At 53.5% G+C, this 14,766-nt stretch carries 10 protein-coding genes and 2 pseudogenes; 3 read left to right on the plus strand and 9 right to left on the minus strand.

The window, feature by feature from the left end:
* Positions 1-24: 24 nt before the first annotated feature.
* Both iolG and HA45_RS05265 read left to right on the plus strand, forming a co-directional pair.
* Complete coding sequence (gene iolG, locus HA45_RS05260) at positions 25-1,035, plus strand: bifunctional inositol 2-dehydrogenase/D-chiro-inositol 1-dehydrogenase (RefSeq protein WP_100703924.1); 1,011 nt, start codon at positions 25-27, stop codon at positions 1,033-1,035.
* A gap of 195 nt (positions 1,036-1,230) precedes the next feature.
* Positions 1,231-2,468 (plus strand): annotated as a pseudogene (locus tag HA45_RS05265) (aromatic amino acid transporter).
* Position 2,469: 1 nt separating this feature from the next.
* Here HA45_RS05265 and fecE read toward each other — a convergent pair.
* The 8 genes from fecE to HA45_RS05305 all read right to left on the minus strand — a co-directional run bounded on the left by fecE (position 2,470) and on the right by HA45_RS05305 (position 11,427).
* Positions 2,470-3,243 carry a Fe(3+) dicitrate ABC transporter ATP-binding protein FecE gene (fecE, locus tag HA45_RS05270; protein WP_100703922.1) on the minus strand — a complete coding sequence of 258 codons (774 nt, stop codon included), beginning with the start codon at positions 3,241-3,243 and terminating at the stop codon, positions 2,470-2,472.
* On the minus strand, positions 3,244-4,200 hold the full coding sequence (gene fecD, locus HA45_RS05275; RefSeq protein WP_100703921.1) for a Fe(3+) dicitrate ABC transporter permease subunit FecD: 957 nt from the start codon (positions 4,198-4,200) through the stop codon (positions 3,244-3,246).
* A complete protein-coding gene (gene fecC, locus HA45_RS05280; protein ID WP_100703920.1) occupies positions 4,197-5,186 on the minus strand; it encodes an iron-dicitrate ABC transporter permease FecC in 990 nt (329 codons plus the stop codon). Before fecC ends, fecD begins: the two co-directional genes overlap by 4 nt.
* The gene (locus HA45_RS05285) at positions 5,183-6,070 is read right to left on the minus strand and encodes a Fe(3+) dicitrate ABC transporter substrate-binding protein (RefSeq protein WP_100703919.1); all 888 of its coding nucleotides are present in this window, start codon (positions 6,068-6,070) and stop codon (positions 5,183-5,185) included. The genes fecC and HA45_RS05285 overlap by 4 nt, the downstream gene beginning before the upstream one ends.
* Positions 6,071-6,134: 64 nt before the next feature.
* Complete coding sequence (fecA, locus tag HA45_RS05290; RefSeq protein ID WP_100703918.1) at positions 6,135-8,495, minus strand: TonB-dependent Fe(3+) dicitrate receptor FecA; 2,361 nt, start codon at positions 8,493-8,495, stop codon at positions 6,135-6,137.
* 100 nt (positions 8,496-8,595) lie between these two features.
* Positions 8,596-9,546 carry a ferric citrate uptake sigma factor regulator FecR gene (gene fecR, locus HA45_RS05295; protein WP_100703917.1) on the minus strand — a complete coding sequence of 317 codons (951 nt, stop codon included), beginning with the start codon at positions 9,544-9,546 and terminating at the stop codon, positions 8,596-8,598.
* The gene (fecI, locus tag HA45_RS05300; protein WP_100704167.1) at positions 9,547-10,068 is read right to left on the minus strand and encodes a ferric citrate uptake sigma factor FecI; all 522 of its coding nucleotides are present in this window, start codon (positions 10,066-10,068) and stop codon (positions 9,547-9,549) included.
* Positions 10,069-10,434: 366 nt separating this feature from the next.
* On the minus strand, positions 10,435-11,427 hold the full coding sequence (locus HA45_RS05305) for a sugar phosphate isomerase/epimerase family protein (protein WP_100703916.1): 993 nt from the start codon (positions 11,425-11,427) through the stop codon (positions 10,435-10,437).
* 305 nt (positions 11,428-11,732) lie between these two features.
* On the opposite strand from HA45_RS05305, the gene HA45_RS05310 reads away from it, so the two are divergent.
* On the plus strand, positions 11,733-13,127 hold the full coding sequence (locus HA45_RS05310; RefSeq protein ID WP_100703915.1) for a M24 family metallopeptidase: 1,395 nt from the start codon (positions 11,733-11,735) through the stop codon (positions 13,125-13,127).
* Between the two features lie 6 nt (positions 13,128-13,133).
* Here HA45_RS05310 and HA45_RS05315 read toward each other — a convergent pair.
* A pseudogene (locus tag HA45_RS05315) lies at positions 13,134-14,680 on the minus strand (sensor domain-containing diguanylate cyclase).
* Positions 14,681-14,766 lie beyond the last annotated feature (86 nt).

Consider the following 14,766-nt stretch of genomic DNA (forward strand, 5'->3'; position numbering starts at 1 on the left):
CGTAAAAGATTGAAGGAATAAATCATGACGCTCAATATTGGTGTAATCGGCACTGGTGCGATTGGTCGCGAACACATTCGTCGTTGCAGCCAGGTGCTGCAAAACGCGCGCGTAGTCGCACTCAATGATATTAATCGTGCAAACTGTGAACAAGTGGTCAACGAACTGGGTTTGAAAGCAGAGATATATGACAATGCCCATGACCTGATTAATTCACCAGAAGTGCAAGCCATTCTGGTGACTTCCTGGGGACCAACGCATGAAGAATTCGTCCTCGCGGCGATTAAAGCAGGTAAGGCAGTATTCTGCGAAAAGCCATTGGCGGTGACGGCTCAAGGCTGTATGAATATTGTGGAAGCTGAAATCGCTGCGGGCAAAAAGTTGGTGCAGGTTGGCTTTATGCGTCCTTATGACAGTGGCTATCGAGCGCTGAAAACCCTGATCGATAGCGGCGAAATTGGCGAACCATTGATGCTGCACTGTGCGCACCGTAATCCAGAGGTGGGTGATTCTTACACCACCGATATGGCGATTACCGATACGCTGATCCATGAACTTGATGTGCTACGTTGGTTGTTGCAAGACGATTACAAGAGTGCACAGGTGATTTATCCTCGCAAAACGCGTAAAGCCTCTTCGCACTTAAAAGATCCACAGATCGTACTACTTGAAACCGTCAAGGGTGTTCGTATTGACGTGGAGATATTCGTTAACTGTGAATATGGCTATGACATTCAGTGCCAGGTGGTGGGCGAATCGGGCGTTGCCAATCTGCCTGAGCCAATGTCGATACAAACGCGCAGCGCAGCAAAACTTTCTACGGGGATTTTGACTGATTGGAAAAAACGCTTTATTGATGCCTATGACGTTGAACTGCAAGACTTTATTAATAATGTATTGTCTGGCAATATGACCGGCCCTTCAGCATGGGATGGCTACGCAGCGGCCGTGGCGGCAGATGCCTGCGTCGTAGCGCAGAACAACGGGGAAATCGTGCCGATTACCATGCCAGCACGTCCAGCGTTTTATCACTAACAATGACTGGACAGCCCTTTGGGTGTCCCTGGGCGGCCTTAGGGCCGCGCCTTTAGTACGGTATGGTCAATGCTATATTCACCTGATGTCATCTTACGCTGACACTTACCCCAGTATTTCCTGCCACCGTTGTCTCTCACTTGCGCCGCTTTCCGTGTAACATCGCCGCCTTTGTTGTTTTTCAGGGATAAAGTGATGACGGATATAACATTGAGTCGTCGCCAGCCGTCTGTCTGGTGGGGCGCCATGATCATCTGCGGCACCGTGGTTGGCGCTGGCATGTTTACATTGCCGGTGGTGATGGCCGGTGCATGGTTTGGCTGGGCACTACTGCTGCTATTGGTGACGTGGGGAGCGATGTTGCTGTCCGGATTACTGTTTATGCGCACTAGCTTGCACTATCCACAGGGTTCAGGCTACGACACTTTAACCAAGGATCTGCTGGGACGCGGTTGGGCAACGCTGAACGGGCTCAGTATTTTGTTTGTTTTGGGCATTTTGACTTATGCCTACATCTCCGCCAGCGGGCCGGTGTATCAGCATTCCCTCAACCAGGTCGGACTACCCATTTCCACCGCAGGTGCCAAAATTGCGCTCACGCTGTGTGTTGCCGCCGTGGTGTGGCTGGGCACAACCGGCGTCAGTCGTCTGATGACGTTTTGCGTGCTAGCCAAGATCCTGTTGCTGATCCTGCTCTTTGGCGGATTGCTTACGCAGGTGAATTTACCCTCGTTGTTCGCCTCGGCACCCGAGGGTGAACGCTATTGGCCGTATGCATTGGGGGTGTTGCCATTTTGTCTGGCCTCATTTGGCTATCACGGCAACATCACCGGTTTGGTGAGTTACTACAACGGTAACAAACAGCACATCACTCGTGCATTGCTGCTGGGGACTTTGCTGTCGCTGGCGTTATATCTGTTCTGGATCACCTGCACCATGGGCAACCTGCCGCGTACGGCGTTTCCCGCGATTGTGCAGCAAGGTGGCGATATCGCCACGCTTATGGCAGCGCTGAGCGAACACCTTCACGTCAATGCGCTGGCGCTGATGATGTCAATCTTCTCGCATTTTGCGGTGATCGCTTCGTTCCTCGGCGTGACCGCAGGCTTGTTTGATTTCATTGCCGATCGTTTGGGCTGGGGAATTCCCCAACTGCGCGCCTGAAAACCGCGAGTCTGACCTTCCTGCCGCCGTTGATCGCCTCTCTGCTTTGGCCCCATGGTTTTGTCGCCGCCATTGGCTTTGCCGGGCTGTTTGCCACATTGTGGGCGGTGATTGTCCCCGCGCTGCTGGCATGGAAAGCACAACAGCGATTTGCGACCATGCCACGTTCAACGCTCGCAATAGGTTTGGTGTTGTTGTTTGGCGCGCTGAATATTCTTGCCTGGTTGCTGAGCGAGTTTGGCTGGCTGCCAGGCTTCGGCAGCGCTTGATTTATGCATCGTGAAACAGACACAGAGGTGCCCCGCACAACGGGTCAGCGACTACGGTGGCATCTACCTGAAACACCTCGCGCAAGCGTTGTGGCGTTAACACCGCTGAAGGCATGCCTTGTGTCACCTGTTGCCCTTGTTTCAGTAACACCAAATGATCGCAATATCGGCTGGCCTGGTTGAGATCATGCAGCACGGTAATCACGGTTTTACCCTGTGCTTTAAGTTCCCCCAGCAACTTCATCAGCTCAACCTGATGGTTGATGTCCAGCCAGGTGGTGGGTTCATCAAGTAGCACCAGCGGCGTATCCTGCGCCAGTAACATGGCCAGGAAGACCCGCTGGCGCTGTCCGCCTGACAGCGCGGTGACGCGTTGCTGCGCCAGGTGAGTGATGTCCATACGTGCCATGGCGATCTTCACCTGCGCTTTATCGTGGAGGGATAAACGGCCCCAAAAAGGCAGCCATGGACTGCGGCCATAGCCCACCAATTCCTCGACGCTGACACCTTCGGGTATCAGATGCTGCTGAGGTAACAGTGCCAGGCTGCGTGCTAACTGGCGTGAAGAGAGCGAGGACAACGAACGTTGATCAATCATCACCTCGCCCTGTTGCGGAGCCAGTAAACCAGCAAAACTCTTCAGCAGCGTTGATTTCCCACAGCCGTTGGGGCCAAGCAAAGCCGTAATTTGCGCTGCGGGAAGCGTCACGTTGATGTGATGCAAAATGCGTTGGTTGCCATATCCGGCACAGAGATCGTGAGCAGTGAGTTGCATTTAACGCATCCTAATCAGTAACCAGAAAAAGCACGGTGCGCCCAAAAGTGCGGTAATGACCCCCGCAGGCAGCTCCATCGGCGGAGCGAGCGTTCGCGCCAGCAAATCGGCTAATACCAGCAATAATCCACCCCCCAGTGCGGCTAACGGCAACACGCGACGGTGGCGTCCGCCAACAACATGGCGAACCAGATGCGGCACCACCAGGCTGATAAAGCTTATTGGACCACATATCGCCACCGCGATTGCTGCCAGCGCTACCGCCAGCATCAGAGCCCAGCGTTGTACCACTGCTAAATTTACCCCCAGCGTGGCGGCGCGCTCATCACCGAGAGCGAGCAGATCCAAATCGCGACTAAAACGCAGGCTCGATAGCAACAGCAGTGGTACAGGCAGCGCCAGCATCACCATGGTCCAGTCGCGCCCCCACAAACTGCCAGTCAGCCAAAGCAGGGCCATATTGACGTCCTGTGGACGCGACAGCATCAGGTAGTCGGTCAGACTGGCCCAGCAGGCAGCAAGGGCAATACCGACCACCGCCAGACGTAATGGGGCCGAGAAATCCACCAGCATGCGTAATATCAACAGCGCCAGACATCCGCCGCCAAAGGCAAGCAGGGGTAACCAAAACACCGGCAATGCGGGAAACAGCAACAGGGCGGAGAGGGTCATCAGGCTGGCGGCGTGGTTGACGCCAAGGATATCCGGTGAGGCCAATGGATTGCGGATAAGGCCTTGTACTAGCACGCCGGAAACGGCCAATGCCGCACCGACCAGCATTGCCAGCACCAGGCGCGGCAAACGATACTCGATCACCACAAAGTGCGCGTCAGCGGTTGTCTGCCATGATTGCCCCAGCGCGGCCCAACTGATGCTTTGTGCACCCAGTTTCAAACTCAACAGGGCGGCGATCATCATTGCGAAGACCATCAGCAAAAATAGCCGGCGCGCGCTCATGAACGTTGCCTGCGAGCCAGCCACACAAAGCAGGGAGCGCCAACCAATCCCAGCACCACGCCCGCGGGGATTTCACCGGGCCAAGCCAGCCCGCGAGCGGCGATATCGGCTACTAACAAAAACATCGCTCCCAGCAGCATCGACATCGGCAACATGATGCGTAAATCGTGACCGATCCACGCCCGTGCCACATGCGGCACCAGCAATCCGATAAAACCTAATGGGCCGGCCACGCTGACACAAGCGCCGACCAGCAGCAGTAATGCGAAGCTGAGCCCTATTCGCAGGCGGCGCAAATTCACCCCCAGAGCATGTGCCGCGTCATCACCAATACCAAGCAGATTGAGCGATCGCGCCTGCAGCAGCACCAGGGGTGCCAGCAAACCGACAAAGGGCAAAAGCTGCCACACTTGCTGCCAGCGGGCATGAGAAATACCGCCCGCCAGCCAGTAAAGAATGCCAAAGGCATGATCTTCCGCTAGCAGCAGCGTGACGCGCGTTAGCGCCATGCAAAAGGCAGAAAGGGCAATACCCGCAAGAATCAGACGCTGGCGGTCTTGCTGCTGATGACTGCCACGTCCAGCGGCGCTCACACATAACCAGCTAAGCCCGCCGCCTGCGGCAGCAATAACAGAAAGTGGATAGCCCTGTAGCGCCATCGGGCTGAAAGCCGAGGTCAGCGCTATCGCCAGCGCTGCGCCACTGTTGATGCCAAGCACCGCAGGCGAGGCCAGAGGATTGTGGGTCAACACCTGTAATAATGCGCCGGCCAACGCCAGGCTGGCACCCAGCAGCATAGCCACCAGCGCACGCGGCAGTCGCAGATTAAACACCAAAGCTTCTGCGATGCTGTGCACTTTTCCCGGCAACAGCGCGTCAAACGCCGCTTGAAAGGGGATCGGCACTGCAGCAAAACTCACCAGGCTTAGCCAGAAGGCCACGACCAGCAGTAGCAGGCTTAATACCCATCGATAGGTATAAATCATGGTGTAGCGAATAAAGTGACGGCGTCACTTGCGATTTTTTCAGCGGCGAACAATCCGCGTGCGCGCGCCCAGCTATTGCTGTCAACCGTGCGAATATGGTGCTGTTGCTCCGCATTCATCAGGCTCCACAATGGGTCGCGTTGCCAGGTTTTAACGATGCTCTCTTTACGGTAGTGGGCCACCAGTAACCAGTTGGGGTTTTGTGCCAGCAGTTGCTCAAGGCTTAATACCGTCATCGGCGCATTATTGATCGGTTGCGGAACCTGCAATCCCAACGCCATCAACACGCCACCGGTATAGCTGGTAGCAGAATGCAGAGTGAACTGGTTTTCACGCGAGGTGCCAAACAGCACTGAAGTTCCGGCGGGTAATTTCGCCGCAGCGGACTGCATACGCTGTTGATGCACAGCAAGACGCTGCTGCATCTCGCTGTGCTTGCCGACTACATCGCCAATGATGGCGGCCGAGTGCAGGTTTTCCTGGTAGGTTTCATTACGTGATTGCAGCAGCAGAACCGGAGCGATGCGCTGAAGGGCAGCATAAATCGTACTGTGTCTGCTGCTGTCGGCAATAATCAAATCCGGATGGAGTGCGCTGATCGCTTCAAGGCTTGGCTGCCCACGCAACCCCACGGATTGCCAGGGCTGCAGTTGCTGACGCACTTCTGGCAGTAAACGCTGCGCATCGTTGTCATCTGCAATGCCCACCGGACTGACGTTGACGGCCGCGAGCGCATCCGCAAATGACAGTTCAAGTACCACAATGCGCTGTGGAACCTTATCCAGGGTGAACGTTCCGTTCTGGTCTTGCACTGTGACGGCTTGAGCGTTAAAAGCCCATACGATGACACTACAGGTGATCAACAGGCGTAATTGACGAAGCATAGTGAGTCTCCACATAAGCAAAAAACCGGGCTACCTAGTGGGCGGCCCGGCGGTGCATAGCGAATCAGAATTTCAGCGAACCTTGCAGGTAGAAGGTGCGCGGCTGTCCGGCATACAGGCCTTTGTTGTTGTCGTCATACGAGCGGGTGAAATAGTCCTGATCGAACATATTTTTCACGCCAACCGCCAGATTGAGGTGGGCCATTTGCGGGCCGAAGTCATAATTGGCACGCGCACCCCATAGCATGAAACCGGGAATGCGGCCGGTGCTGCCATCGGCACTTTCCTGCACCGTGTTGGCGTTATCGGCAAACTGGCTCGACTGGAAGTCACTGTTGAGGTTAAAGGTCCAGTTGCCTGGCTTGTAGTCAACGCCCAGCGTTCCTTTCTGACGCGGTGAAAACGGCACCTGGTTACCGTAGGTGTCGCCTTTTTCGCGGATTTCTGCGTTCACGTAGGTATAGCTGGCATAGACCGAGACGTTTTCCAGGGTGGGTGTCAGCGAAGACAAGTCATAACGCACCTGTGTTTCTAGCCCGGTATGACGAGTTTTACCGCGTGCGGTGACTGAGTCGTCGGTTTGATTCGAGTCATACTGATTATTAAAGTTGATCAGGAACAGTCCCATCTCAGCCGTTAATGCGCCATCGTCATAGCGTGTGCCGAGTTCCCAGGTGCGCGCCTTCTCCGGCTCCACGCTGCCACTTTCCACAGCTTTCCCAATCTGACTGTATTGCACCGTACCGAACGAACCTTCGGTGTTGGCATACAGGTTCCAGCTGTCCGTCAGGTGATAAAGCACATTCAGCGCAGGCAGCGGCGCGTTGTAACTCACGTCCTGCTGAGTACCGCGAATCGCATTGCGCTGATACGAACTGATGTGCTCAAAACGCATACCCGGCGTGATGGTCCAGTTGCCAATATCAATGCGGTCATCGATGTACCAGGCGTGTGCATCCGTCCCCGAACGGGTGTCGCGGTCGTAAGGACTGGCGGTTGATGGCCGTTCGCCGCCGGCAGTGGGCGTGTAGTAACGCATCTCGTGACCGGATTCACTGATAAAGCGATAGCCTATGCCCACTTCATGGGCAGACGGTCCCAGATTGAAGCTTTGGCTGTAACGAGGTTCAATTCCGCGCACCCAGTATTCACGCGGTGATAGCGTAATACGCGTACCCTGTTCCAGATAACCACTGCGCAGCGTATGGGTGTAGAAACCCAGAATATTGAATTTATGCTGTTGGTCGGGCTGGAACTGATAGCCAAGGCTGGCTAACTGACGACGTCCCCAGAAGCGATCGTAAGGTCGCGTAGATTGCCAGCGATCGGCGTTGTAATCTGCACGGGAAAGGCCGCCCGGCATATCCGCTTCACCATCGTAATATTGCAATAGGCTGGTGAAGGTATGCACTTCATTTGGCGCATAGCGGCTTTTCAACATCACATCATCAATGCGCGTGGCGCTATGTTCCCGCCAGTCGCTGCCGCGTGTGCCCGAATAAAGCAGCGCGCTGCCAAATCCATTATCCGCTGTGCCACCCACCAGCAGATTATGGGTTTCCTTCGGGTTGTTTTGTGAGGAAGTGGGGCTGAGCTGGCCTTCAACACCCGCTTCAATACCAAAATCCTGTGGAATGGCGCGAGTGACAAAGTTGACCACGCCACCGACACTTTGGGGTCCGTAACGTACCGCACCGCCACCGCGCACCACGTCAATCGCATCCATGTTGCCCAGCGAGACCGGTGCCAGAGAGAGTTGAGGCTGTCCGTAAGGCGCGAAGGGCACCGGAATGCCGTCCATCAAGACGGTGGAGCGGCTAGCGAGACGAGGATTTAACCCGCGAATGCCAAAATTCATCGCCAGGTCATGACTTCCGGTGCCGTTGTTTTCTGGCGCATTGACGCCCGGAATGCGGTTCAGCACGTCACGCATGCTGGTGGCACCGTTTTTCGCGAAGTCCTGGCGGCGAATCACATCGCGCGCCCCGGCGTGTTCGAATACATCAGATTCACGTGCATCGCCCAACCAGTCACCCACGACCGTCAGGTTTGTCTCACCGCTTATATTAGCGAGCGGTTTCACGGTCCATACGCCACTGCCTAATCCATCGGCCTGCAGATCACTGCCACGCAACAAAGCGGAGAAGCCTTCATTGATGGAGTAGTTACCCTGCAGCCCTGGGCTCTGTTTACCGCGCGTCAGCTCTGCGTCGAGCGACAGTGTAATCCCCGCTGTCGCGGCAAATTGATTCAACGCCACGTCTAACGGCCCCGCAGGAATGGCGTAAGGTGCGGTGGCCACTGTGGCCGCTTGCGCGATGGCAGGCGTGATGCAAATCAGAGGTAACAAGCTAAGGCGAATGGCCATCACCAGCGGGCTGGCCTTTGGCAGCGCGAACCGTGAAGAGGCACGTGAAACAGTCATAACATCTCCAAAAAATATCGTTGTTTTGGTGTATTTAAAGAGAAGTCGTTTGGCAGGAGAGAAAGGGACAATCGCGAATGCGTTTTTTTCAAAATTTTTTTTAGCGCGCCTTCACCGTGACCCAATATCGCGTGACGCGCTGCAATGAAATCGGCAGGGTTTGTTGTAAGGCATTGAGCGCAACATCGCTCTGTAACAGGGGGAACGTACCGCTCACGCGCAACTGAGAAACCTGCGGATCGCAGCGCAAAACGCCTTGGCGGTAGCGGGCCAGTTGGGCAATCACTTCACCAAGAGGACGATCGCTGACGCTGAGCAATCCTCGCGTCCATTCCATTCTTCCGGTGATATTTTCAAGGGACGCGAAAGCATCAGCCGTGAAACTCAGCATTTGTCCCTGATGAACCGTCATCAGCTTATCTGGCTGCTGGGCCAGCCGCACGGCTACCGCATGTTGATTCACGCGTAACAGCGTACGGTCTATTTGCTGTTCTACGCTGAATTCGGTGCCGAGTGCGGTGAGTTGCCCTTGTGGGGTATAAACGCGAAGGGGGCGCTGAAGCGTATCCTTACCACTGGTGATGGCCAGTTTACCAAACAGCAGATCGATGCGACGTTCATTGTCGCCAAAACGCACGTTGGCGGCGGATGCGGTATCCAGCGTCAACAGGCTGCCATCGCTAAGCGGGAATTGGCGGATTTCGCCTTTTACCGTGTGGTAATCGGCCCGCAACCCGGTTGCGCTGTCACTGTGCCAGAGTTGCCAACTTGTCCCTGCACCCACGGCCAGCAGCAAGCCTTTTAATACATTTCGACGCGTCAGCTGCGAATCGTGGAGCGCTTTACTGGCGACGTTACCCGGCATGGTGTGCATTTGCTGGCGCAAGTTTTCAACCTGTTGCCACGCCCATTGATTCTCATGATTTGCCTCAACCCACTGTTGCCACTTCTCTTCCTGCTGCGGACTCACGCGTTCACCGCTCAACACGGCATACCAGTGTGAGGCGTTACGCAATGCCTGGCGCTGTTCGGTGGAGAGAGAGACGGACATTCAGATACCTTGCTCAAGACGAAACAGCAGGCAGTGCTCGGTGGCTTTGGCCATATATTTTTTTACCGAACTGACCGATACCGACAGTTGCAGAGCAATCTCGGCATAGGTGAGGTTATCTAACTGGGACAGTAAAAATGCCTGACGCGCTTTCGTGCCAAGTCCATCTAGCATCTGATCAACAAGTTGCAGTGTCTCCAGCTGGCTTTGCTGCAATTCGGGTGAGGGCATCACCGCTTCGGGCAGCTGGCTGAGGATCTCCAGATAGGCTTTTTCCAGCGCGTGACGGCGGAAACGATCCACCATGACTCGCCTGGCAATGGTGCAGAGGAAGGATTTGGCATCGCGCACCTCGGCCAGATTGCTGCCGTTCATGACCCGCATAAAGGTGTCTTGTGTCACATCATCCGCATCAAAAGCGGAGCGCAGTTTGGCGGTCAGCCATTGCGTCAGCCAGCCGCGATTAGCGGCATAGAATGTCGCCAGTGAAGGCGCGTTGGGTGAAGTGGCAGCGGGCAACATGATGTCAAAGTGTGTCAAAGTAATGTTGCGCTGATACTAACTGCGAATAGTTATCATTACAATCGGTCGGCTGCTTTTTTTGCTTTTGAAATTGGGGAATGAACCCATGAGTTTGAGGTAACTGAAACCCTATATGACATCCCGCGGCTTAACTATACAAAGGGCGCGCTAAGTGACCGGCATAAGGTAAATGCGTAACACGCACGCATTACGTTACAACATACATAATCTATTTTTGTACAACACAGCGCTCAATGTGAGTTTACAGCGAGCATTCGGCTCACCACCAAGTTAGTGCACGGGTACATCATTGCCAGGCTGGCTGCACATAACAGACCCGGCAATATTCGCCGGGCCTATTGCACATCAGTCTTCAATACTGCTTAGCAGTGCGTTCTGAATAATTCTTTGCGCTTTAAGCGGGTTTTGTTCACTTTGCGCTGCTTGCAACGCAACGATATCCAGCTTATCCAGTGCGCGATAAATGTGTTTGAGGAAACGAATCGACAAGTTAGCGGCTTCAACATGATCTTCACGGAAGGGGAATTGATCCAGCTGCCACACGCCATCCCAGTTATTGATTTTGAGAACATAGAAGAACTCAAAGATTTCCGTCATATGAACTGTGCCGACAACGAGATCGTCATCCCAACCGCGTAAGTTATCGTTAACGTCCATACCGAACAGTCGGCCACGGTCGATAATCAACTGGGCTGAGTCTGCGGGTGATTCCCCGGCAAAAAGCGCATGGCCAAAGTCCAGCAGCACCCCGACGTTATCAAGGCCAATATCTTCAATCCCCAGCAAGGTGCGAGCAGCCGAATCCCAGGTCATTTTTACACGGGGTTCACGCGGCTTATATTCGATGGCGAATTTCACATCAGGATTGGCACTGGCGAGTTCGCGCATGCCATCAACCGCCAGTTTCCAGAGGTTTTTATGATCAACCTGGAAGGGATAGTCCCAGCCATCTTGCCCCGGCCAGATTTTCACGTAGTTGGCACCCAATTCACGGACTACCGTTGCCGCTTCATGCATGACTTCGAATGCCTGCTGGCGTATTGCTGGGTCTGGGTTGGTGAAGGCACCGCGAGAAAAGCGGCGCAGATAGATTTCAGGCGTCACGCCAATGGCTTTAAGTCCTGCCTGGTCTAAGGCTTCTTTTACCTGAGCAACGGTGACACCTTCAGTAAAGGGATAGGGCACATCAACATACGATAAGTCTTCAACACTGCCAGCAAGCTTGATCTGGTCTAGCGTGCTAAGCGCCGGACCATAACCATCGACGGCATAACGATCAATATAGTTAGCAAAATGCCACAAACCGGCACCAAATTTCGGGTAAGTGTAACCACTCATAAGACATTCTCCTTTGGGATTAGGGTAATTCGATGCGTCACGATGATGATTTGAATATATATTCAATGATGGTTATATATTCCATTCTGCGCCTTGAACTTCTTGCTTAACCAGCATTGATTGAAGGAATTGCAGGTGGCCTCACACAAAATTTGCGAGTTCAACAGTGAGCAATAAACCGGGCATGACATTATCCGCGCACAATTAAAATCAACAGGTGCTACCTTGCTTGAACATGTGGCAGCCTGAGCAAATGAAAGGCACATTTTTCACGCATCCAATACGTTAACCTGAGGTAATTCATCATGATGTCTCCGTCAATTCAGCTTGGCCCGACTACACCACCGATAAAATTTACCCAGGTTGAACCCGTTTTTCTTACAGACGAAACCCTACGGGAACGAAAAAACAAGGTTCTGCAGGGGATGGTCAAAGACGGTTTTGATGCTCTGGTGATTTACGCAGACAAAGAACACGGCGGGAATTTTGAGTATTTAACCGGTTTCATCCCGCGCTTTGAAGAAGGGCTGCTGGTTATTGATGCCAGCGGAGACTGCACCGTCATTCTGGGTAATGAGAACCTCAAACTTGCTCGCTTTTCACGCGTGCCCGTCACGTTGCTTCATTGCCCCTTGTTTTCGCTCCCCAATCAGCCGATGGACCACGAGACACCACTCGAAAGCTTACTGGCATCTGCCGGCCTGAGTGTTAAGAGTAAAGTTGGCCTGGTGGGATGGAAAATGTTTACCCCAGCAGCGGGCAATGGCTCCTCCTATTTCGATTTACCTTTTTTTATTGTTGATGCGTTGCAGCGCACGCTGAAAACTGAGGCCGAGATGCTCAATGCGGCACACTTGTTCATTGGCGGAGAAACCGGTGCAAGAGTGACCAATAACGCTAATGAAATTGCACATTATGAATATGGAGCCAATCTGGCATCCAATTGTATTCTTGAGGCGATAGACGCGGTGGAAGTGGGTGTGAGAGAAGTTGATTTAGGTGCGTTTCTGGCTGCGGAAGGCCAATACAATACCGTGGTATCGATTGCGGCCACAGGCGCTCGCTTCGAACATGCTCACCTCTATCCAACCTACAAAAGGGTGCAGCAGGGCGATCCTTTGTCGCTCACCACGGGATTCAAAGGCGGCCTGTCCAGTCGAGCGGCTTTCGTTATCGCCCATTCATCCGAGCTGCCTGACGCCCAGAAAGATTGGCTAGATAGAATCGCTAAACCTTACTTCTCTGCGCAGGTGGCCTGGCTTGAAAATATTCATGTTGGCATGACCGGCGGTGAGCTTTATGACTTGATCGAAGATGTGATGCCCAAAGCCCGTTATGGCTGGCATCTGAATCCCGGCCATCTGGTTGCTGATGAAGAGTGGATGTCATCACCGGTTTACCCTCAGTCTGGCGAGACATTGAAAAGCGGCATGATGCTGCAAATCGATATTATTCCCTCTGTACCGGGTTACAACGGTGTGAGTGCAGAAGAGTGTGTAGCGTTGGCCGATGCCTCACTGCAAGCGGCGATCGCTGAAGCATATCCGATGCTTTGGCACCGAATCGAGACTCGACGCCGTTACTTGCGTGATGAAATCGGCATTAAACTCAATGCCGATGTTCTACCGTTGTCCAATGCTGTCGGGTATTTAAGGCCGTTTTTGCTCGCTAAAAACGAGTCTTTCAGCGTTGGGAAATAGCGCGCATCAGGGCTTAATTTGATTACGCCCGCTGCGCTTTGCCAGGTACAACGCTTTATCGGCGTCCTGTTTCAGCTGATCCGCTTCGCCGGTTTTACCGGTTGACGTCAGCGTGCTGTAGCCGGCGCTGATGGTCACCACGCCCGCAGAGACCTCCGAGCTTTCATGCGCAATGCCCGTTTCTGCAACAAATCTCACCGCGCGTTCAGCCACTTTTTGGCATCAAAGGCTGAAGTGTTGGGCAGGATAATCGCGAACTCTTCACCACCGTAGCGTGCCACGATATCGCCCTGATAATGCACGCTATCCTTTAACGCCAGGCCAACATCCTGCAAGCACTCGTCACCCGCAACGTGCCCATAGGTATCGTTGTATCGCTTGAAGTAATCGATATCGATCATCACCAGCGATAACGGCTCGTCATTCTTTTCTGAACGCAGCAGCGCCTGCTCCAGCAGAGCATCAAACTGGCGGCGATTAGCCAGCCCAGTCAGGCCATCAACCAGTGCCAGCGATTGTAGCGTGTGATTGATCGTGGTCAGTTCATCGCGAACATGGGTGAGTTCAACTTGATTACGCACGTTGGTGCCGACCTGACGCAATACAAAGATGCCCATGCCGGTAATGGTTAATAGCAGCACGATGTTAAGCAACACGTTGGTCAGGTTGGCTGCCATCCACTCCATACGAATTCGGTCACGGTCATATCCTGCCGTCACAATCAGTGGGTAGCGCTCCAGTCGTGCGTAACCAAATATACGTTCGACACCATCAAGTGTTGACCGCCAGGTTGCACTGCCGCTCGAAGCCGATTTCAACTCGGTTTTAAACAGCGGACTGGAGGAAAGGGTTCGGCCAATAAAAGTATCAGGGAAAGGGCGAATATAAAGCGCCGTGGCATCCGCCAGAATCAAGCCTAACGCGTCTTTATCTCCAAGCGTGTAGTAGCTGTAGTACTGGCGGAAATAATCCACTTTGACGGTGGCTAACGCCACGCCGGCAAAATTCCCTGCATTGTCGTTGAGACGAACCGAAACAGGGATCACCAGGTCACCGGTAGAACGACTGCGGATAACATGGCTGATATGAATATCAAGGCTGGGATGCGTTCGATGCCAGACAAAATAATCTCGGTCGGCGTTACTGGCATTGGTAGGGGTAAAGTTGCCGGACGAGGCGATCCAATGCCCCTCGGTGTCGTAAACAAAAAGACCGTGCAGTTGAGGAAGTTTACTCTGCTGGTCTTTTATCTGATGAAGGAACTGTGGTGTGGCGGCAAAATTATTGCCGTTTTGTCTCAGTTGCCTTACGGCATCCGCAAGCGTGATATCGACCTGTAAAAAGGCATCTTCGGCCTGTTTTGCCAACGAGAGCGAGAGGTTACGCGCATCTTCTTCTTTCTCAGTGACATGCTGCTGCCAGGAATGCCACAGTGACCACGCATTAATCGCGATAACCAGCAGACTGATTAGCAATAAAAAAACGGCCATGCTTCTGCCAAGGGATGTTTTTAACAGGCGTGGGGCACTATCAGAGAGAACATTTTTGCGCATTGATACTCTTTATGCATGCTGAAAATGTGGGCAAAAGTGGGCCTAATATTACAGGATTCATGCAATTGTCATAAGCGGAGTCGTGG

The organism is Pantoea rodasii, assembly GCF_002095465.1.
Classification (GTDB): Bacteria; Pseudomonadota; Gammaproteobacteria; order Enterobacterales; family Enterobacteriaceae; genus Pantoea; species Pantoea rodasii.